The following is a 20,766-nucleotide window of genomic DNA, read 5'->3' on the forward strand; positions in this document are numbered from 1 at the left end:
CCCTCCTACCTTTGCAGCACCTTAACGGAAAGCAGCTGGCTTCCCTGAAAGATGAACTGGTTCGGTAGTTCAGTTGGTTAGAATGCCGCCCTGTCACGGCGGAGGTCGCGGGTTCGAGTCCCGTCCGGACCGCAAAGGCCCTTCAGAGAAATCTGAAGGGCCTTTTGCTTTTTCCACCAGGTCCAACTACACCATATCTCACTTGGTAGCGGAGCCTCCGGTATGCAGCAGTTGCTGCCAGTTGCGAGAGGCAACTTTTTCAAAACCCGAAATCTACTCCAAACCTCGTTTAAATTGTCTTAACACATGATTTAGTAGTTATTTTAACATACCATTACTTCTATTCATTGTACATTTTTTTGTTATTTTAGGATTAAAAAATTGCAAAGGAAACTCAGGCTGGATATCTTAGGACATCGGTTCACCCTCAACAACCAACCACCTATGAGAAAATCAGTACTGTTACTACCCGCCCTTATTGTCGTCGTTGGCCTGTCGCAAGCTGCTGCGGGTACTTCTGCTACCCTGCTTACCCCTTCGGCCCCGACCGGCCAACTGGATATCGCCGCTACTCCGGAAGCAGCGCCCATTTTCAAGTCGAAGCCGATTCTGCACCGCCCGAATTACACCTACTACAAAGCTGACAAGAAGAAAAAAGGCATTTTCCGCCTCTTCTCTTTCGGCAAGTAACCCTCCACCTCCCCTTCACACAGAGGCCCCGCGTCATCCGCCGGGCCTCTGTGCATTTACGCGTGTTGTGTAGCTAGTGGCTGGCAACCGCCATGCGCTGGCGAAGGTCTTCGATATCGGCGCGGCGGGCCAGCGCCGCCAGCCACTCTGCCGGAATAGCAGCCTCTCCGTACCGTAGCCCGGCTAGTCCGCCCGCTACAGCACCGGTCGTATCGGTATCATCACCGAGGTTGACGGCCGCCAGCACCGTTTCGGGGTAGCTAGAATAGCGAAGCAGGCACCACAGAGCCGCTTCCAGGGTATGCACCACATAGCCACCGCTGCTGATAGCCGTTACTGCTAGTTGAGGTAGTTGGCCGCTGAGAATGCGCCCGAACTGGTCTGTTTCTGTGGCGGGAACCTGCAGGCGCGACAACTGCCCTGGGGCGTCACGGCACAATGCCGTATATGCTTCACCAGGTGCGAGGCCAGACCGCAGATGGCGCGCTATTTCCAGATACAGCCAGCAGGCAATGGCCGAGCGAATATGGCCGTGTGTAACGGCCGACACGTCCCAGATGAGCTGAAAGCGGCTTTCCAGCGGCAACTCGGTTTGGTAGAAGGCCAGCGGCAGAATGCGCATCAGGGCCCCGTTGCCGTTGCTGTACTCGTCGGTGCCGCCAGCCAGAGGCGAGCCACCAGGGTTGCTTTTGAATTTGTGCAAGGCTTCGCGGGTGGTGATGCCAATGTCGAACACGGTGCCGTGGGGCGTCCAGAGGTTGTCGTAGTACCAGCGGCAGCACGTCTCGGCCAGTTTGCGCACCGAAAAGCCGTCGGCAATGGTTTCGGCCAGACAGAACGTGAGGGAAGCATCATCGGACCAGGTGCCGGCGGGCTGGTGGTGGGTGCCATAGGCCCGCATCCCAACGACGGGGTCGGTGTGGCGGGCGGCGCGGCTTTGGAACTCCACCGGCACGCCCAGCGCGTCGCCGACGGCAAGGCCCAGCAAGGCGGCGCGAAGCTGAGCTTCGGGGGAAGAAGGAGAACTAGTAGCCATAAGATAGAACAGGATGAGGAGGCCGAAAGGTAGCCGTTTGGCTTAAAACTGAGGGCAGCAGGCAATTCTTCACTACCCAGCATCTACCACCATTTCGCAGACAGTTGTTACTCCACCACGGCCTGCTTGCTGGCGGAACGGCCGAATTTGGTGGGGAAGTACATTAGCTCGGCCTTGGCCGGATTGACGGTGTAGCGGCCCCGGTAGCGCGGCTGCAAGGTCACCCGGAACGTGTGGCGGCCTACCGGCAGCACATCCATGAAGATGCCGACCTGCTGGCGCAGATATTCGCGGTGCACCTCGAAGTAGTTGCCGGGGGCCTTTTCGCCGTAGGAGCAGCCGGCCGGAATGGGCACTTCCAGTAGCACGTAGCGGGCCTCGGCTTTCACGTCCACGGTCACGAGCAGTTCGGTGGGCTGGCCGGCGCGCAGCTTCACGCGGCTTCCCTCCTGCCCGGCCAGCGTGGTGCGCACCCCAAACGGTGCGGCTTTGGCTTCCGGCGCGGCGTTCCAAAACGACTGGTAGGCCGTGGCATACACCGGCAGGCCGCCCTCTTTGTGCAGGGTGAGAGCCCCGGCCGATGCGGCAACCGTGGCCGTGAACGGGAACTTCGTAACTTCTTGGGTAAGAGCCCCGCTCAGCTGAGCGCGGGCTACCAGGCCGTTGCCGCCCGACACCAGCAGGTCGGGCACAATGGTTTCCAGGATTTGAGCGGCTTCGTAGGTGCTGCCCCAGTGGCTGCCGTTGGAGCGCTGCTGCAGCAGAAACGTGCGAATGCGCGTCAGCTCGGCTTCCTGGCCGCCTTTGGCGCGCAGCAGGCGGTAGGCCAGCAGCGTGTTGGCCGTCCGGTCGGGCAGCAGGTAGCGGTAGAAGGAGCCCGGGCGCAGCGTATCGGCGTAGAAGGCGCCGCCCAGCTCGGTGCGCAGGCGGTAGCGGCGCAAGCTATCCAGCTGAAACGGCAGGCCCAACTGCTGACGCAGGTTGGCGAGGGCCAGGTACCGGTCAAGGGGCTGGCGGCCTTTCTGCTCCCGCTCGAAGCGGGCCACGTAGCTGCGAAAATCGGGCTGGGCGCCGAGACGGTGCAGCACCTGCAGCAGCCGGATTCGGTCGTCGTCGGAGCGGAAGTACAGCTCGTCGAGGCGGCGGCCGGCGGGTGTGGCGGTGAGGGCAACCCGAACGGCGGCATCGGCAAAGGCGTAGTCAAGCTGCTTGAGCAGGTAGCTGCGCAGCGCCTCCCGGTCGAACTTCACGGTGTAGCCCTGCTTTTCGGCTTCCAGCAGCGCCTCCACCACGTGCAGCGAAACCCACGGACTCACCGGCGACGTGGGCCAGGTGCCCCACAGTCCCTCGGGCTGGTGGCGGCCGCGCAGCAGGTGCCGGACGAGGCGGTGCACGTCTTTCTCACCCTTGAACTCCTGCTGCAGCATGGTGCGAATGCGCTGCTCCAGCAGCAGGGTTTTCAGCTTGGACGCGGCCTGCTCGTTGCAGAGGTAGGCGTAGCGCTGCACGTGCCGGATTTCGTCGAGCAGCGTGGGCAGCGGGTCACTTTCCAGGCGCACGGTCACTTCGCCCAGCTCGGGGCGCACGGGCAGCGTGAAAGTGGTATCGGAGGCGGTGACGACGGCGAAGGTGCCCACCCGCTCCCGCGTGCCGGCCGGCAGCACCGGAATGCTGCGCAGCTCCCCATCCTGGTAGCCATTAGGTTGCGCGAGGCTGAAGCTCACCTGCACCGAATCCACATCCGCCGGCGCCGTAATGGTGAGCGTGTCGAGGACGGCAGTGACGAGTTGGTGGCGCTGGGTACGGCCCGGCCCCTCGCCCACCCGGAAGCTAGTCGTGACCTGGGCCGTGTCGGGCAGGTAGTTGAGAGCCTTGCCAATCAGCTGCGCCCGGTCGCCCTGGATGAGGAAGCGCGGCGCGGCCAGCTCGCCCAGCACGGCCTTGAAGGAGCGCATGAGGGCGGTGAAGGTGCCGGTGCGGGCGTGGTCGTCGGAAGCCAGCACGAAGGTGTCCCAGCCGGTGATGTCGTCGGGCACCGTGACGGTGGTGCTGGCGCGGCCCTGCTGGTCGGTGATGAGCGTGGGGCGCCACCAGCCCGAATCGGAGAAGCGGCGACGCAAGGCCAGGCGCGGGTCGCGGCTGGCGCTGGGCAGGCCGTCGGGGCCGGTGGCCTGGTCAGGTTTGAGGCCCAGGGCCGTCTGGCCGCCCACCCCGGATTTGGTGCGGATGATGATAACGCCGTTGGCGGCCCGCGAGCCAAACGTAGCGGCGGCCTCCGCGCCTTTCAGCACGCTTATGCTGGCAATATCGTCGGGGTTGAGGTCGGTTTGCTTGCCGCTGAAGGGCAGCCCGTCCACAATCAGCAGCGGCGCATTACTGCCATTCATCGTAGCCGAGCCCCGAATCATAATATTTGGTGAGCCAGCAGCCTGACCGGTGATGGCCACGCCGGCAGCTTTGCCACTCAGGGAGTAACTTGTGATTGTCGAAACAGAACCGGTGATTTCGCGGCGTGTTTGCGGCGCGCCGTAGCCCGTCACCACCACCTCATTGAGCTGCCTGGTATCGGTTTCCATTCCCACCAGGATGTCCCGATTGTCGAGGGTCCGCTCTACGGTCACGTAACCGATGAAGGAATAGGTCAGCACACCGCCGGTGGGCGGCACGGCCAGCTCAAAGCTGCCGTCGGTATTGGTGGCCACGCCGATGGTAGTGCCTTGCAGCAGCACCGTCACGCCGGGCAGGCCCTCGCCGGTTTGCTTGTCCTCCACGCGGCCCTTCTGCACGCGCCAGCCCGGCTGCGGCACCAGCGGCGTCTTCACCCTGATTTCGCGGCGGGCTTCGCGGATTTCCTGAGCAGAAGGCGGCACCGGCTTGGGCAGCCGCTCGCGCACCAGCCGCGCAAACCGCCGCCGCAGCGCCTGCGCGGCCGGGCCTTTCGGCAGCACATCCGCTTGGTCCAGCTGCACATACGTCGCGCCGTTGGGCTGCACACGTAGATCGGCGCCGGGGGCCACTAAGGTGCTGTCGGCGAGCAGCAGGGCGGCCCGGTAGCGGCCTGCGGGCAACGCATGAATGGCGTAGGGCAGCCCCCGCTCCAGCCGGACAAACTTCGGGTTTCCGGGCTGCGTGATGAGCGTGTAGAGCACCGGTGGCAGGTTTTCGCGGGGGGTAACTGTCGGCTCGGGCAGGCGCACAACCAGGCGGCCCTGCCCCGCAGGCGTGTTGTAGGGGTTGTTCAGCACCGGCTCGGGGCTGGGGGCGCGGTAGTAGCTGGTGGCGGGTTGCGGCTTCAGGTCGGCCTCGGTGTAGGCAAAATCAGTGAAGGGCAGCACGCCGAAGGTGGCGGCCGTCGTCAGGCTGCCAAACTCGTGGCCCTGGGCGCAGCGGAGCTTCAGCAGGCTTGGCTCGAAGGTGTAGCGGTAGTTGGGTTCGAACAGAAACTTGCGGCGCAGCCCGTCGGTGCGCCGCAGCAGCACCGAATCGGGACGAAACGGGCCGCCGAGGTGAAAGGTGGTGTTGTCGTAGCGGTTGTAGGGCGTGGGGCGGTAGCGCGGGCCGGCCGGGCCGCGCACCGGCACCGGGCGGCCCGCGCCCAGCGGCTGCAGGCGGTTGCCTTGGCGCAGCAGCACCCGCTCGTCCAGCTGGTTTTTGTCCACCAGAATCAAAAAGCGCTGCAGTTCCTCCTGCTCCTGCGAGGTCAGGGAGCCGCGCTTTTCCACGGTCAGGTCGGGGCAGGATTGGTTGGGGTCGATGCTGAGCGTGAGCTTGTGCAGGTGGCGCAGGTACACGTCGTGCAGCGTTACGAGGCGGTCAGGCGTGCGGATGGCCACCGTGTGCCGGCCGCTGTCGGCCACCAGCGCGAAGGGTTCCTCGCCGTTCACGGCCGCCACAAACACCGGCACCCCGTCCACATACACCGCCACCGTCGGCTGCACCCGCCCCGAGTCCACCACAAACGGCGACACCTGCGTGATGCCACCGGGTGCGGTTTGGTACTCGTAGAACGCGCCGTAGTCGGGATACAGAAACTGATAGAACCGCAGCGAATCCAGGCCCAGCCGCTGGCGCCACGTGCCCCATGCCAGCGGCTGCCGGCCGGTTTGGGCGGTCTGATTTTCAAAGCCCGCGCCCAGACCAAACCGCCGCAACGACAGCCGGCCGGCCACCGGCGGCTCGAAATCCGGCAGTTCGGGGGCTTCACTCTGCTCGAACTTGCTGGTGTGGGCGTAGGCCGTGAGGTCGGCGCGAGGCACGGGCCGCCCGCCGCCGTCCGTAACGGTGTAGCGCAGCTGCACGCGCTGCCCCGGATACACCACCGCGGGCTGCTCGGCCTGCACCAGCAGACGGTGCTGGGGCAGCGGCACGTTGTACTCGGCCGTTTGCAGCCGCCCGGCCCAGAAATAGTGCATCGACACGTACCACGGCTCGGGACCCGGTGCGGGCAGCGCCAGCGCCAGGTCGGGGCTGTAGCCCCGCCGCACCAGCTCGTTGCCGCGGTAGACATAGTACCAGAACGAGAGGCGGTGCGGGTTTTCGGCGGCCAGCACAATGGAGTCGTGGCTACGGTCGGAGCGCAGCTGCAGGCCGGCGTTGGCGGGGTTCAGGTACAGCGTTTCGGCGTGGCCCGTGGCGTCGGACAGGCGGTACGAGGTGGCGCGGACGTCGAGCGGGCGGGCCAGCGGCAGCTGCACGGCTTCGGTGCGCCGCACGGTGCGGCCGAGGTAGTTGATGGTTTCCGTTTCCAGCGTGGCGGCGTGGGGTTGCCCGACGCCGCGCACTTCATAGCGGGCCACCAACGAGTCGTGGCGCAGCGCCAGCTTCAGCTCGCCGGGGTCGAGGGCGTAGGAAACCGACGTGGCCTGGGTGCGCCGCTCGTTGTCGCCGTTGAGGAAAACGGCCAGCACGTCGTAGGAGAAGTTGGCGGCGGGCAGGGCGGTTTCGGGCAGGTTGAGGCGGGTTTCGCCGGTGGCATCCAGCGGCTGGGCGCGGGTCCAGAGCGTGTCGGGCACAAACACCTGCCGGCCGGGGAAGCGGCCCACGGTGCCGGGCGTCACGCTCAGCCGCACCCGCGCATCCAGCAGGTTCAGCTCGTTGGCATCCTGGCCGCGCAGAAACAGCGCCTGCGTAGTGCCGCGCCGGTGGGGCGTTTCGGCAGCGCGCAGCGTGTAGCGGGTGTTGTTCAGCTCGTAGTCCTCGAAGCGGAAGCTGGCCCGCACCAGGGCGTCGGCGTCTTCGTTTTTCGGGTCGTCGAGGTGCACTTCAATCAGCCGGTCGAGGCGCAACCCCAGCGTGTCCGACAAGGGCAGCACGTACTCGTAGGTGCCGGGCCGCACGGGCTGCAGCCGGGCCACGGGCTTGCGGCGCTCCGTATTCGACAGCCACAGGTCCAATGGTTTCCGGTACGGTCGGCCATCACGGCGGCGCAGCACGCGGGCCTTCAGGCGCAGGGTGTCGCCGGGGCGGTAGCGGGGCTGGCTCAGTACGAGGTAGCCGGTCCACTGCCGGGTGCGCTGCGCCCGCTTCTGCTCGCGCCGGTTCTGCCGGTCCTCGCGCACATACGCATCAAAAGGGGAGCGAAGCAGCCCAACCAGCCCGGTGGTTGCGTAGGAAACGTGCCGCAGCTGCCCCACCAGCTGGCGTACCGGCCGCGTGAGGTAGCCCAGCGGAAAACCGTACACCACCCGGCTCAGCACGCGCCGCCAGGTTTGGGGTGGCCGCCCCGAGTGGGCATACGGAAACGTCTGCTGCAGCGCGTGATACGTGGTGCGCCCGCCCTGCTCCACGGCCAGCAGCCCCGGCCGGCCGGCTTTGCCGGGCAGGCGGTAGGTGCGCGTGGCCGCATCAAACGGCACCAGACCACCCTTCGGCAAACTCACGCGGGCATCGGGCAGCAGGCGGCCCAGCGAGTCGCGCACGAGCAGCGTGAGGTCCACCTGATTGTCGAGCACCACCAGCTGCCGGTACGTGACGGCGCGCAGCCAGTATACCAGCTGCGGCCCTTCGGCGTGGGCTACCAGGTAGTAGCCGGGCGGCAGCGGGCGGCGCAGGCCCGCCGCCAGGCTGTCGGTCGGGAACGAGTCGACGGGCTGGGTGAAGAACTCCGGCCGGGTCCGGCTGAGGTTGGTTTCGTAGAGCTGCCGGGTTTGGGCGTCGGTGAGGCGAAACACCTTGGTGAGGTAGCTGCGCTGGCGGGCGGCAGGCAGTTTCTGCTGGGCCGGCAGGTGCAGCGGCAGCACCAGCAGCGGACAGCAGGCAACGAGGAAGCGTAGGAATAGCGGCATAAGCAGGGGGAGTGTCTGCTTGTGATGCCTGGGCGGCTCCTATTCCATATGGCCAGCCCCGTTTTTCATCGTTTTTTGAATTTTGAGCCGGCCTTTACTTCCTGTAGCGGGCAGAAAGCAGAAGCCAGTTGACAACTATAATCATCTGATTCAAAAATCATTAGCCAGCCACTACCAATACCGAATCAGGCGCAGTGTGTAAAGCCGGCTCCTTCTGGCTAGTACATCCATTTTTCCTGGCAGTCAGAACAAAACAGCAGGCAAATGGCCCGCAAAATGCGGGGATGACACCCAACTGTGCAATTTTTTCTGTTTCACCGCAGTTATAAGCGCACACCAACCCGTTTTCATCATGCACAGAATCCTGATTCTGCTCTTCGCGCTGCTCATGATAAGCGGTGGGGAAACGGCCGAGGCCGCCCGCCCAAGTGCCTACGCCCGTGCCAAAATGAGCGGCCGCTCGTACACGCACCGCCCCAACTACAAAATGTACAAAGGCCGCAAAAAGAAGGGTTTGTTCCACTTCGGCAAGACCAGCCGCAGCAAAGCCAAGTACAGTTCCAAGCGGTCCGGCCGCCTCTAGCCATCCATCAGGTTTCAAGTACCGCCAGCCCGTCGTGCAGCTTTCTGCCGACGGGCTTTTTGCTAGGGCGTTGGCGGCTAGTCGTTCAACACACACCAGAATAGTCATGCTGAGCTAACCCAAGCATGTTTACCTCTCCTCGGAGAACGAAGTTGGGGGGGGTAAGATGTTCCGCTACAGCAAATCATCACAACTATCTCGATTGCAGCCCTGTGCGCTCAGTATGGCCGTTTCATCCGAGCAGGCTATACCCCTGCGCCGCGTACCAGGCCCGCCGCACTTGCACCAGCAACTGCTCGGCGGTGCCCCGGTCGGGAGTTTCGGGCAAGGTGGAGGCGGCAAAGGCAAATTCTACCTGCGCTACCAGGGCTTCGGCGCGCGTTACAAGTTCCTCATACTCGAACTCGCCTCGGCGGATTTGCAGCAGAAACTCCCGGTCGGGCCGGCGCACGTGCAGACGGCCGGTGGTGGCAATTTCCAGGGCCATGCCCAGCAGCCGGAACACGTGGAGCATGTTTTTGGCGTCGTAGTTTTTGCCGTGCTGCACCGTGTTCTGGTACCGCTCGGGGTTGCGCTTCTGCTCCCACTCCTGGTACTCCCGGAACACGCGGCAATAGGTGCTGTAGCCGTTGCGGTTGAAGCTTAGATACGCGACAGGCACCTCTCCTTTCGGCACCGCCGAGAGTAACACATCCTGGGAGGTTTCCGCGTCGCGCAGCAGGCCCCGGTAGCTGTGGTGGCGGTCGGGCGTTTCGTCCACGAACAGGGCGTACAGGTCGTGCAAATGATTCACGTTAGCCAGGCCGCACTGGCTGGCTGTATAGCCGCGCCGTTCCAGCCAGGTGGCTACCGGCTGCGCGCCCGCGCCCACCGTCACGTAGCAGAAATCCAGCACCGACTTGCGGGCGGGCGGCTCGGGGTGGTTGATTTTCTTGTTGAGCCCGCGCGCCTTCCGGATTTGGGCCACGGCGTACTCGGCGAAGCTCTGGCGGCACAGCTGCGAGAGGAAATCCTCCACCCGAAACGCCCCAAACAGCGGGTGTTGGTACCGCACGCAGTCCTCGGGAGAGGCCAGCAGCTCCAGGGCCGTGGGGTTGCTCTTGAGCAATAGTTCCACAAAGCGGCGCAGCTCGTAGTATACCTCGTCGTTGGTTTCGTTGGCTACCTGGGGCACGTAGTCAAGGCCGTAGAACTCGGTTTCGGGCAGGATGAAGACACCTTTCAGGTCAGTATCGGAGTGGGGCAAATCGGTGCCGTAGGCGCGGCTGCCACTCAGGGCCTCAAACAGAATCAGGCCGCGCTGGCGCAGGTCGAAAATGGTAAGCATATTGTTACTGAAGTATAACTACAAGTTCAGGATGCCGCACAACTCCATACAGCTTCGCCCCACTACGGAAATCGATTTAGCGCATCTTTTTCGTTTTCAGCTCGATGAGGAGGCCGCGTATCTGGCGGCTTTTATGCCGAAAGACCATACCGACCAAGCGGCCTACCTCGCCAAATACCGCCGCTTCCTGCTCGACCCCACCATTCACATGCAGAGCATTGTGGTGGACGGCGAGCTGGCCGGCAGCATCGCCAAGTTCGAAATCGAAGGCGACGCCGAAATTACGTACTGGCTGGACAGGCGCTACTGGGGCCGGGGCGTGGCTATCGCCGCGCTGCGTAGCTTCCTACAGTTAGAGCCAGCTCGCCCCCTATTTGGTCGGGTGGCATTCGACAACTTTGGCTCACAGAAGGTATTAACCAACTGCGGCTTTCGTAAAGTGGGAACCGACAAAGGCTTTGCCAGTGCGCGCCAAGCCGAAATAGAAGAATTTATCTATCAACTGCCCTAAGCAGTTGCCCGTAGCCTGAAACCGTTGCTTCAAGTATCCTAAACCACCGCATAGTTGCCGTTCGGCAGCACCCTAAGCAACGGTTTCGGGCTACGGTTGCGGCTGCAGCCACGCCCGGAACACGGTATTCAGCGCTGGCGTCGGCTCAGGATGGCGCGGTATGGGCAGCGTGGCGCGGGCGGCCTGGCCTACGGCGTATTCCTGCTGCAGAAACGCCACCAGCGCGGGTGGGCGCGGCACGGTGGTTTTCTCGTCGGCAGTGGCTTTGTGGGCCAGCAGTTCCTCGACTACGCCATCTAAAGTTGACGGCAGCAGCTCGCGCAACAGGGCAAATTCCATCGGCGGAATTTGGTCAGGATGGCGCTGAATCCAGTGGGCGGCCAAAGCCGAGCGCAGGGCGTAGAACAGCCGCTTAAGGCGCACCTGCTCGCCGGCCAGGTCCTCTTCTACCCCGCGCCGCAGTTGGCCCAGGTAGTGGTGCAGGCCGGCACGCGGGTTCCAGCAAGCTGGCAGCAGCGGCTCCAGTGCCGCCCGAAACCCGGCCGCCTCCCGATACACTACCGGCGACTGCAGCCACTCAAACAGCGCCGCGTTGGAACCGCGCAGTAGCTTCAGGGCCTTCCGCAGTTCCCAGCCGGCTAGGTCCAGCTCCTCATCCACGGGGAAGTTGAGCGTGTCAGGGCCCTCGTCCAAGGTCAGGTACCAGGCGGACGGGTGAGCGTAGAGGAAGCGCACGTCGTAGTCGGAATCCGGCGAGGGGAAGCCCCAGGCCCGGCTGCCCGACTCGCAGGCGTACAGGATGCGGATGTTGTGCGTGGCTTCAAGCTGGGTGAGGGCAGTTTGGATGCGGGCGTGCATGGAAACGTAAAAAGGAGGCGGCAACTTCAAAATTCGTAAACGAATATCCGCTACTATTGGGAAACAACCGCCGTTCGGCCCGAACAAGCCGGTTTTCCGCCAACTCTCTGCCCCACACGCTATGCCCTGTTTCACGCATTTCCCGGCCCGCCTGCTTCCGGTCTCCCTCCTGCTCGGTTTGGCCCTGGCCGGCTGCCAATCAAAGCCAGCCGCCACTGAAACGGCCGCCACCACCGCCCCGGCTGCCGCGCCGGATACAGCTGCAGCCATCAGCGCGGCTGGTATCAGCAAGTATTTGCAGGCAGTTTCCTCAGATGAGATGCTGGGGCGCAAGCCGTTTACTGTGGGTGAGCAGCGCAGCACCCAATATCTGGCCGATGAGTTCAAGCGCCTCGGGTTGCAGCCCGGCCCGAATGGCACCTATTTCCAGCCGGTGCCGCTGGTGGAAATTACGGGCACGCCTTCCGCTACCCTGCAAATCAAGGGCAAAGGCCAGCCGCTGAACTTGGCGTACAAGACTGATTTCGTGGCTTTCACCCAGCGCGAGCAGCCGCAGGTCAGCGTCACGAACTCCGAGCTGGTATTTGCCGGCTACGGTGTGGTGGCCCCCGAGTACGGCTGGGACGATTACGCCGACCTCGATGTGAGGGGCAAAACGGTGGTGGTGCTCGTCAATGACCCCGGCAACGCGGGCACGGATTCCACTTTGTTCAAGGGCCGGGCCATGACCTACTACGGCCGCTGGACCTACAAATACGAGGAAGCCGCCCGCCACGGCGCCGCCGGCCTGCTCATCGTCCACGACACCCAGCCAGCCGCTTACCCGTGGAGCGTGGTGCTGAGCGGGGCCACCAGCCCCAAGCTGCGCGCCCAGACCGCCAACAAAGGCGCCGACAAGTGCGCCCTGGAAGGCTGGCTGACCCTGGACGCGGCCAAGAAGCTGTTCCAAACCGCTGGCCTCAGCTACGACCAGCTCTACACCGCCGCCAACACCCGCGGCTTCCGCCCCCGGCCGCTGGGCGGGCTCACGCTCACGGCCGGCATCCGGAACAAGCTGCGCCGCCAGACCTCGCGCAACGTGCTGGCCGTGCTGCCCGGCACCACCCGCCCCGATGAATATATCATTTACTCGGCCCATTGGGACCATTTTGGGGTGGGCAAAGCCATTGCCGGCGACTCCATCTACAACGGGGCCGTGGATGACGGCACCGGCCTGGCCGCCTTGCTCAGCATTGCCGAAGCCTTCCAAAAAGCCAAGCAGAAGCCCCAGCGCAGCCTCGTGTTTCTGGCCGTGACCGGCGAAGAGCAGGGTTTGCTCGGCTCGGCCTACTACGCCCAGCACCCGCCCTTCCCGCTTAACAAAACCGTGGCCGACCTGAACATGGACATGCTCTGGCCCTACGGCCCGATGAAGGACCTCACGGTTATCGGCTACGGGCAGTCGGAGCTGGAAGACTACGCCCGCGCCGCTGCCAAAGAGCAGGGCCGCTACCTGCTGCCCGACCAGACGCCTGAAACCGGCATGTTCTACCGCTCCGACCACTTCAGCTTTGCCCACGTGGGCGTGCCCTCGCTCTACGCCAGCGGCGGCTTCGAGAGCCGCACCGGCGGCAAGGCCACCATTGCCCAACAGCGCCAGAACTACACCGCCACCATGTACCACAAGCCCGCCGACCAGTTCGACCCCAGCTGGGACCTGACCGGCATTGCCCAGGATGCCCAGCTCTACTTCCGCGTGGGCCAGCGCCTGGCCAGTGAAACCACGTTCCCCAAATGGCGCGAAGGCTCGGAGTTCAAGGGCGCGCGGGATAAGAGTATGGGCGGGCGGTAGAAAGCACCTTATTCAATAAAACACTGATATGAGCTTCGACTTAATGGCTTTTGATAAAGAAGCGGCCCCAAAAAATAAGGCTGACTTCATGCAATGGTATGAGAAGCAAACAGAGTGGACCGAAGACCACGATTATGAGAACCCAGCGCATATCACAGTAGCATTGCGCAACTGGTTTATGGACATGATATCCGTATTTCCCCCGCTAAATGGCCCCTATGCAACAGAGGATATAGACGACCCCAAAACAACGGATTATGGCGTTGGCACAAAGGTGATATATGCCGCCTTCTCCTTCTCTGAAGCAAAAGCGGCCTACCACACTGCAAGCTCTTTTGCCATCAAGCATAATGTAGGTCTATTCGATCCGCAACAGTAATTTTCGTTACCTGACACTTCCAGTTGCTAATAGTCAGTATGAAACACGATAACTTAAATACCAGCAACGCCACTCTCGTGCAACCTGGTTCGGCACTAAATGAATACAATGGCAAGGTGCTTTTCCCGGATAAAATGGCTCAGGCGAACGAAATGTTCAAGAAAGTAGGTCTGCCCAAAAAGGCATCAACCCGCCCAAAAGAGGCGGCGTGAGTCTGACATTTTCCTTGTTGCGAAAGCCGATATAATGACAGTTAAAGAGGCGCTGGAACATCTACGTTCACCTGATACAGAAGAACAGCTAGCCGCTTTGCGGACACTTTCTTCGCTGGAAGAAATGCCTGATTTGTACGATATAACGGTTGAAAACCTTTCCAGCACGGAGCATGGGGTAGTGTTCTTCAGCCTCGATATGCAAATAAGGAAGTATGCTGCACAAGTGCGGAGAGACGCTGAGCTGCTCACGCCGCAACTGATTCAGTTGCTAACCACAGGCGATGGGCCGGTAGTTGACCGAGCTATCTGGGCCTTGAGCTTAACGGGTGAAAACTCAATAAACGAACTAATTAGGTGCATTGCTTCTTCTACGGATGAGCATAGCCGGGAAGCTTGTACTTGGGCATTAGGCAGAAACGCCCACATCCGTCAGTATCCGATGCTGGTAGTTACCACATTGCGAGGGCTGTTGCAGGATAAGAACCCTCATATCCAATATGCTGCACTGAATGCACTGATGGATATGAGTCCACTTCGGCCATTCGAAAAAATGGCTAGTGATGCATATAACTTTGAGCCAGTCTACACCGAGCTGGAAGTAACGGCGCAGGCACTGCTGAAAGCGCACATCTTTGATGCAGCATGGATTGAGAGATACCTCGGATTATTGCACAATCGCCACAAGCCAAGCTGCTAATTCACGGCCCCAGCCAACCCTACCGGCCGAATCCGCATCTTCCCGGCATGAAACACATATTGCTCGTGACCTTATGCGCGGCGGCTACTTCCGGGGCCCGCGCCCAAACTACCCCGGCCCCACTCCCCGATTCCGTACAAGCCTTCCTCGATAAGAGCCTGACGCTGCTGGAAACGCACTCCTTGGAGCGCAACGCCGTGAACTGGCCCCAACTGCGCCAGACGGTGCAGCAGAAAGCCCAGGGCGCGCAATCGGTGCGGGAGTTGCTGCCGGTGTTTCCCTATGTATTCGAGCAGCTCAAAGACGACCACGGCTGGCTCACCTACAAGGGCAAAACCTACAAGTGGCACAACACCGCCCGCCCCACCTACGCCAACGCCGCCGTAAAAGCGGCCCTGGCCCGGAAGCCCGGCCTGGTTATTCGGATGCTGCCCGGCCGCATCGGCTACGTGCAGTTGCCTGGCATCAACGCCGGGGGCAGCCTCGAAGCCATGCAGGCGGCGGCCCTGGTGGTGCAGGATTCCCTGTGCCGCATCAACCCCGACCAGGCCCGGGCATGGATTATCGACCTGCGCCTGAACGACGGCGGGGCCATGGCCCCCATGCTGGCCGGCCTCGCCCCCCTCATCGGCGACGGCCACCTGGGCGGCTTCGTGGATAAAGACGGTAAGCCCGACCAGCAGTGGTACCTCCGCCAGGGCAACTTCTACATGGATTCGATGCAGGTCACGACGCTGCCAAACCGCTGCCCCGTGCGCCGCACCGATAAGCCCGTGGCCGTGCTGCTTAGCGGGATGACGGCCAGCTCGGGCGAAATCGTGGCCATCAGCCTGCGGGGCCGGCCCACCACCCGCTCGTTTGGGGAGCCCACCTACGGGGCCACCACCGCCAACGAAAGCTACCGCATCAGCGGCAGCAGCTACCTCACCATCGCCGGCCTGCAGGAAACCGACCGCAACCGCGTCATCTACAAAACCAGCCTCACCCCCGACGTTCCCATTTCCGGCGGCGACAACTTCACGGACCTAAGCCAGGATGCCAAAGTAGCCGCGGCGCTGAAGTGGCTGAAGAAGCAGAAAACCAGAAGCTAAGGCGGCTTCCGAGGTCATCGGCTGCAGCGCCGCTACTTCGTGCCGGTCACCTGGAACTCCACGCGGCGGTTGAGTTTTCGGGTGGCTTCGCGGGCATTGCTGGCGCGGGGCTCAGTGCCGCCCAGCCCGATACCGGAAATGCGGCGCGGGGCAATGCCAAGACCCACGAGGTAGATTTTCACGGCCGACACGCGCTGCTCGCTCAGTACCAGGTTTTTCTGCGGGTCGCCGACATTATCGGTGTGGCCGCGCAGCTGAATGGTGAGGCCGGGGTTTTGCTTCAATAGGGCCAGCAGCTCATCCAGGGCCGGATACGAGGTGAGCAGCAGCCGGGTAGTGCCCTGCTCGAACTGCACGCCGGGCAGCCGCAGAATGGAGCCCACCGTGAGGGGCTGCACCAGAATATCGCGCACCGAAGGGCCCGAGCCGATGGTATAGGTACTGTCGGTGGGGAAATAGCCGGGAAGGCGGACCTGCGCCACAACGGAGCGGCCCGGAGCCGTGGAAGAGGAGAATATTCCGTTAGGCGTGAGGGGCACCGTCACCTTTTCGTCGGCGGTGCCGAGTTGCAGCTGCGCCGTCGGCAGCGGTTGCAGGGTAGCGGCATCGAGCACCCGGCCCCGCCAGCTGGTACCCGCTACCACCGGCTCACCGCTGGCCCTGGCCGGACCACGAAACAGATTACAGCCCGCCAGATCGGTGTAGACGCCCTGACGCACAAAATGCGTTTCGCGGCTGTTCATATCCACCCAATACAGGGCTTTGGGGCCGGCCAGATAGAGGCGGCGGTGGCCGGCGGCATCGTACTGAAACAGCAGGTCGCTGTAGCCGCCACGTTCCGGCAGGCCCGTGAGCAGAGTCAGGGTGGGAGCCGGCTGGCGGCTTTTCAGGTCCACTTTAATCAGGGAGCCGTCGGTGCTGTAGATCTGGTAGAGCGTGCCGGCTTCATCCAGGCAGAAGTTGCCGTGGGACCCCGCCCCGGCAAACATGATGGACGCGTAATAAGCGGCCCGACGCGCCGGGTCGGAGGTCCAGACCACCGCCACGGCCCCGGTGCCCGGACTGACCCGGACCAGTTTGCTGGCATCCGAAGTGCTGAAATACAAGTTGCCCTGCGCATCCGTGGCCGCCGCAATCCAGACGGCTTCGGGGCCCTGGGCCGGCAGCTGCCAGGCCGTGTAGCTGCCCTGCCGCGTGGCAGGGTTGTAGCGGTACACGTATTCGGGGGTATTGGTGGGGGCCTTCGTTACTGAATACAGGTAGTTGTCGAAGCCTTTGGTCAGGGCATACGACTGAAACGGCAGGACCTGGCGGTGAATCCTGGGCGGGCGGGCCGGATCAGCAACGGAGAATTCATGAATGGTGCGGCAGTCGTCCTCCCACTGGTCGTTGGTATAGCGCAGGGCCGCAATGCCGTACATCGTATCGTCGCAGAGTGGCCCGGAGCTGTTGCTGCCGGTGCCCGAAGCGCCGAGGAAGACAAACGAGTCCAGAAGCTGCCGGGCCGGCTGCCACTGCCCATCCGGGCCGGCTGCGGCACGGTACTCCAGCTGGTACTCGTAGCCGCCGCGCCAGAGCCGGCGCCCCAGCACGCGGATGCGGCCGGTAGCAGCCGGCGCGGTGGAGGCAGCATAGGCGTAGTCGTAGCGCAGCTCCTGGTAGTTGCCGGCATCCTGCTGCACCAGTTGAAATACCTGCGCCCGGGCAAGCTGCCGAACACGCCGCCATACGGTATCCAGCTGGCCGGCCGTCAGTGGATTTTGCGTGCTGAGGCTATCGGGCCGGGCCCGTATGGTCAGGGTCGCCTGCCCTGGAGCAGTTGGAGAGCCCCCAGGAGAAAACGTGAGCTGCTCCCCCGTTTGCTGCAGCTGCCACGCGCCGGGGTAGCCGAGCCGGAACCGCCCTTTGGCATCGGTGTACGTGCTCAGCCCGGCCGTCGGCTGCGCGCATAGCGTCTGCCAGCATATTGCCAGAACCAGCGTCAGCAAAACCTTCATAAGCAACGGAAGCAGACCAGAAGTATTCCTCGAAAGTTCGAAAGTACTAAACCTGCTCTCACCGCTGGCAGGCCGTACGTAACCACGCTTCCCACGCCGTCCAGCGGTGGCGGCTATTTCCGGCGGGCCACTAAATGCCCCGGCTGGCAAAAATGTTTTTTGAACGAAAACAAGCCTCCGGCTTCTCGCGCTTCCGTATCTTTGGAAGGCTGGAATTGTCTTTTTAGCTCTATAATCAGTTTTTTTATGAAAAAAACCATTCTCTTTGTTGCGCTGCTGACTTGCACCCTGGCGGCATCGGCCCAGTACATGCCGGGCAAGCCCCGCAAGAAATACATGGTGGCAAAAAAGGACGAGGAATGCCCCTACGTGCTGAACGTGACCAAAAACACGGATGAAGATGCCGAGGTAGATGCCTGCGTGACGCGCGTTGCCTACCGCCCTTACTCCGACCTGCTCGCCGACATTGATGTGCAGCGCAAAATGAACAGCTGGGCCGACACGACATATCAGCGGCGTTTCAGCCAGCTGCCGCCCGGCGGCCAGCTTACCGTAACGATGTATCGCCGGGGCGGTGCCAATGCCGACCCCGCCTATCTGAGTGTGTCAGCCAAGGACAAGACCGGTAAGGAAGTATTTAGCCTGCCAGCCCTCGAAGGTGGCCAGGGCCGCTTCTGGAACCGCGACCTGTACGTGAGCAAACGCACTATACCATTTGTTAAAACCGATACACCACAGGACTTGTCCCTGTTCATCAACGACATCAAGACCAAGCAAACCTTCGAATACGTTGTAAAGGCTCAATAGCTTTGAAAACCAGTGTTATACAACAACAAAACTCCGCCTGTTCGGCGGAGTTTTGTTGTTGTTACCATTTGGGTAAATACCAAGTTCAAGACACAAGTCGGCTCTACTTATGATGTAGCCGTGCCCAAAGAACCGCCAGAATCGTCTTGGCATCTTCGAACTCGTGCTGGTGCAGCTCTTCCCGGCTCATGGACACGATTTCTATCTTTTCATTCTCTGCCGCCAGCCCACCGCCCTGTCCGGATTGGTTGCTGACCTCCGCGAAGAATACGGTGATGACCTCGGCGCTGGTACCCGGCGACGGGTAGATGCGGGAAATCTGCTCCAGCCGGTCGATGTCGTAGCCTAGCTCTTCGTGCAGCTCGCGGCGCACGGCGGCCTCCGGGGCTTCGTCGCCGTCGATCATGCCGGCAGCCAGCTCCAGCATGTCGGCTTCCGGCCCAATCCGGTACTGGCGGGTCAGGAAATAGCGCTGCTTGCTGGTGTCCCAGACCAGCGCTGCTACGGCCCGCCCCGGCTCAAACCGTTCCCGCTTCAATTGGTCGGCACCATCCTGCATCGTGAGCACACGAAGCTTGAAGTGGCCATCATAGGCAGTCGTCCGGTCTATTATTTTCATAGAGTCAGGCAGAAATCGAAGTTATTTTTCGAAAAGTAAACGGAAAATGCCTCGGCGGAGGTTATGAGCAAGCCGACTCGTACTATCGTTTGGGTTGGCGGGCCGGGTTTTCATCTATCGTATCCCTGGTAGTCAGTCGTTTAATTTTTTTATCCGTATTAATTTCTCACGGCACCGGCCCGTCGTTTTGTTTGCCGGAAGTAGTGTAGAGCTGCTTTTTTGCGGCCCTTCCCTGCGGATCTGCTGCGGCAGCCCAGCCTGAAACGAAGCTGGCACCCCCAACTCGACGCAAAACAACGACCTTTGCAGACTCAACCGTATGTCTGCTGGATTCGCCACCTCTGCTGGCGGCCTCGCTTTTTCATTTTCCTTTGATGCTTTTCGACGACCTTAACCTTATTGAGCCTATTCTGCGTGCCCTGCACGAAGAAGGCTACACGACCCCTACCCCTATTCAGCAGCAGGCTATTCCGCACGTACTGGAAGGCCACGATTTGCTGGGCGTAGCGCAGACCGGTACCGGCAAAACCGCCGCCTTTACCGTTCCTATTCTTCAGATTCTGCACCAGACGGCTCAGGTAGAGCGCCACGCCCCCGGCCGCATCCGCTGCCTCGTCCTGACCCCAACGCGCGAGCTGGCTATCCAGATCGGCGAAAGTTTCAAAGCCTACGGGCGGCATTTGCCCAAGCTGCGCTCCAGCGTCATCTTCGGGGGTGTGAGCCAGCACAGCCAGGTACAGACGCTCAAGCGCGGCGTGGAAGTGCTGATTGCGACTCCCGGCCGCCTGCTCGACCTGATGGGCCAGGGCTTCGTTGACCTGCGCCACGTGGAGGTATTTGTGCTGGACGAGGCCGACCGGATGCTGGACATGGGCTTTATCCACGACATCAAGCGGATTCTGCCGAAGCTGCCTACTTCGCGCCAAACGCTGTTCTTCTCGGCTACCATGCCCGGCCAGATTCAGGAGCTGGCGTCCAGCATCCTGAAGCCGAACCCGGTGAAAGTAGCCGTTACGCCCGTTTCAAGCACCGCCGACACCGTCACGCAGGCAGTGTATCTGGTAGACAAAGGCGACAAGCCGGCCCTGCTGGAACATCTGCTGCAGGATATGAGCATCCGTCGGGTGCTGGTGTTCACGCGCACCAAACACGGCGCCGACAAAGTGGTGAAGGCGCTGGCCAAGGTGAATATTCCGGCCGAAGCCATCCACGGCAACAAGTCGCAGAACCACCGCCAGCGGGCCCTCAGCAACTTCAAGTCCGGCAGCACACGGGTACTGGTCGCTACTGACATTGCCGCCCGGGGCATCGACGTAGATGAGCTGACGCACGTTATCAACTACGAAGTGCCCAATGAGCCCGAAACCTATGTGCACCGTATCGGCCGCACCGGCCGCGCGGGTGCCTTTGGCACGGCCTTCACGTTTGTGGAGGATGAGGAGCGTGCTTATCTGCAGGATATTCAGAAGCTCATTCGGCGCCAGATAGACCTGGTGGAAGACCACCCGTACAGCACCGACCAGGTAGAGCCGGTACTGTTGCACGGCGGCTCGCCCATTAAGCGCCCGAAAGGCCCGGCTGGCCGCCCGGCCCGCCCCGGCCGCGAAGGTGCCGGCGCAGCGCGTGCCCCACGCCAGCCCCAGGCAGGTGGTGCCCCACGCGGTGGGCAGGAGCGCAGCCACAGCGGCCAGCGGAACTCGTCGGCTGCTTCGGCCTCACGCTCGGCCGGAGAACGGGCCGGTGGTGGCCAGAACGGTGGGCAGGGCCGGCGCTACCGCGGCGGCAACGGCGGCGGACGTCCGCAATAGCCCCTCCCAACTTCGCATACCTTACAACGGCCC

At 62.3% G+C, this 20,766-nt stretch carries 16 protein-coding genes and 1 tRNA gene; 11 read left to right on the top strand and 6 right to left on the bottom strand.

Annotated elements, in window-relative coordinates:
- The first annotated feature begins 58 nt into the window (after nt 1–58).
- Nucleotides 59–132 (top strand) — tRNA-Asp (locus IC231_RS13635).
- A gap of 312 nt (nt 133–444) precedes the next feature.
- Nucleotides 445–690 carry a hypothetical protein gene (locus IC231_RS13640; RefSeq protein WP_190785070.1) on the top strand — a complete coding sequence of 82 codons (246 nt, stop codon included), beginning with the start codon at nt 445–447 and terminating at the stop codon, nt 688–690.
- Nucleotides 691–763: 73 nt separating this feature from the next.
- Here the strand turns inward: IC231_RS13640 and IC231_RS13645 are convergent, their stop codons facing one another.
- Together IC231_RS13645 and IC231_RS13650 are read right to left on the bottom strand one after the other, a co-directional pair.
- A complete protein-coding gene (locus IC231_RS13645) occupies nt 764–1,726 on the bottom strand; it encodes an ADP-ribosylglycohydrolase family protein (RefSeq protein ID WP_190785071.1) in 963 nt (320 codons plus the stop codon).
- 107 nt (nt 1,727–1,833) lie between these two features.
- Nucleotides 1,834–8,010 (bottom strand): carboxypeptidase-like regulatory domain-containing protein, encoded by a 6,177-nt coding sequence (locus IC231_RS13650; RefSeq protein ID WP_190785072.1) that lies wholly within the window; start codon nt 8,008–8,010, stop codon nt 1,834–1,836.
- A gap of 352 nt (nt 8,011–8,362) precedes the next feature.
- On the opposite strand from IC231_RS13650, the gene IC231_RS13655 reads away from it, so the two are divergent.
- The gene (locus IC231_RS13655; protein ID WP_190785073.1) at nt 8,363–8,593 is read left to right on the top strand and encodes a hypothetical protein; all 231 of its coding nucleotides are present in this window, start codon (nt 8,363–8,365) and stop codon (nt 8,591–8,593) included.
- A 232-nt stretch (nt 8,594–8,825) separates the two neighbouring features.
- Here IC231_RS13655 and IC231_RS13660 read toward each other — a convergent pair whose 3' ends face one another.
- Nucleotides 8,826–9,920 carry a DNA polymerase beta superfamily protein gene (locus tag IC231_RS13660; RefSeq protein ID WP_190785074.1) on the bottom strand — a complete coding sequence of 365 codons (1,095 nt, stop codon included), beginning with the start codon at nt 9,918–9,920 and terminating at the stop codon, nt 8,826–8,828.
- A gap of 31 nt (nt 9,921–9,951) precedes the next feature.
- Between IC231_RS13660 and IC231_RS13665 the strand changes: the two genes are divergently transcribed.
- Entirely contained in the window at nt 9,952–10,431 is a 480-nt protein-coding gene (locus IC231_RS13665; protein ID WP_190785075.1) for a GNAT family N-acetyltransferase, read from the top strand.
- 90 nt (nt 10,432–10,521) lie between these two features.
- On the opposite strand, the gene IC231_RS13670 is transcribed toward IC231_RS13665, so the two are convergent.
- The gene (locus tag IC231_RS13670) at nt 10,522–11,289 is read right to left on the bottom strand and encodes a nucleotidyltransferase domain-containing protein (protein ID WP_190785076.1); all 768 of its coding nucleotides are present in this window, start codon (nt 11,287–11,289) and stop codon (nt 10,522–10,524) included.
- Nucleotides 11,290–11,410: 121 nt separating this feature from the next.
- Between IC231_RS13670 and IC231_RS13675 the strand changes: the two genes are divergently transcribed.
- From IC231_RS13675 to IC231_RS13695, 5 genes are read left to right on the top strand one after another with little or no spacing between them, the layout of a single operon-like run.
- The gene (locus tag IC231_RS13675; protein WP_190785077.1) at nt 11,411–13,120 is read left to right on the top strand and encodes a M28 family metallopeptidase; all 1,710 of its coding nucleotides are present in this window, start codon (nt 11,411–11,413) and stop codon (nt 13,118–13,120) included.
- Between the two features lie 28 nt (nt 13,121–13,148).
- Nucleotides 13,149–13,499 (top strand): hypothetical protein, encoded by a 351-nt coding sequence (locus IC231_RS13680; RefSeq protein ID WP_190785078.1) that lies wholly within the window; start codon nt 13,149–13,151, stop codon nt 13,497–13,499.
- Between the two features lie 38 nt (nt 13,500–13,537).
- Nucleotides 13,538–13,711, top strand: coding sequence for a hypothetical protein (locus IC231_RS13685; RefSeq protein WP_190785079.1), 174 nt, complete (start codon nt 13,538–13,540; stop codon nt 13,709–13,711).
- A gap of 34 nt (nt 13,712–13,745) precedes the next feature.
- Entirely contained in the window at nt 13,746–14,411 is a 666-nt protein-coding gene (locus IC231_RS13690; RefSeq protein ID WP_190785080.1) for a HEAT repeat domain-containing protein, read from the top strand.
- Nucleotides 14,412–14,458: 47 nt separating this feature from the next.
- Nucleotides 14,459–15,502: a S41 family peptidase gene (locus tag IC231_RS13695; protein ID WP_190785081.1), complete on the top strand. Its 1,044-nt coding sequence runs from the start codon at nt 14,459–14,461 to the stop codon at nt 15,500–15,502.
- A gap of 32 nt (nt 15,503–15,534) precedes the next feature.
- Here the strand turns inward: IC231_RS13695 and IC231_RS13700 are convergent, their stop codons facing one another.
- Nucleotides 15,535–17,499, bottom strand: a complete 1,965-nt coding sequence (locus tag IC231_RS13700; RefSeq protein ID WP_190785082.1) for an OmpA family protein — start codon at nt 17,497–17,499, stop codon at nt 15,535–15,537.
- A gap of 246 nt (nt 17,500–17,745) precedes the next feature.
- On the opposite strand from IC231_RS13700, the gene IC231_RS13705 reads away from it, so the two are divergent.
- Nucleotides 17,746–18,306 (top strand): hypothetical protein, encoded by a 561-nt coding sequence (locus tag IC231_RS13705; RefSeq protein ID WP_190785083.1) that lies wholly within the window; start codon nt 17,746–17,748, stop codon nt 18,304–18,306.
- Between the two features lie 103 nt (nt 18,307–18,409).
- Here IC231_RS13705 and IC231_RS13710 read toward each other — a convergent pair whose 3' ends face one another.
- On the bottom strand, nt 18,410–18,925 hold the full coding sequence (locus IC231_RS13710) for an NUDIX domain-containing protein (RefSeq protein WP_190785084.1): 516 nt from the start codon (nt 18,923–18,925) through the stop codon (nt 18,410–18,412).
- Between the two features lie 374 nt (nt 18,926–19,299).
- On the opposite strand from IC231_RS13710, the gene IC231_RS13715 reads away from it, so the two are divergent.
- Nucleotides 19,300–20,733 carry a DEAD/DEAH box helicase gene (locus IC231_RS13715; protein WP_190785085.1) on the top strand — a complete coding sequence of 478 codons (1,434 nt, stop codon included), beginning with the start codon at nt 19,300–19,302 and terminating at the stop codon, nt 20,731–20,733.
- Nucleotides 20,734–20,766 lie beyond the last annotated feature (33 nt).

This window comes from Hymenobacter duratus (assembly GCF_014698995.1).
GTDB classification, from domain to species: Bacteria; Bacteroidota; Bacteroidia; order Cytophagales; family Hymenobacteraceae; genus Hymenobacter; species Hymenobacter duratus.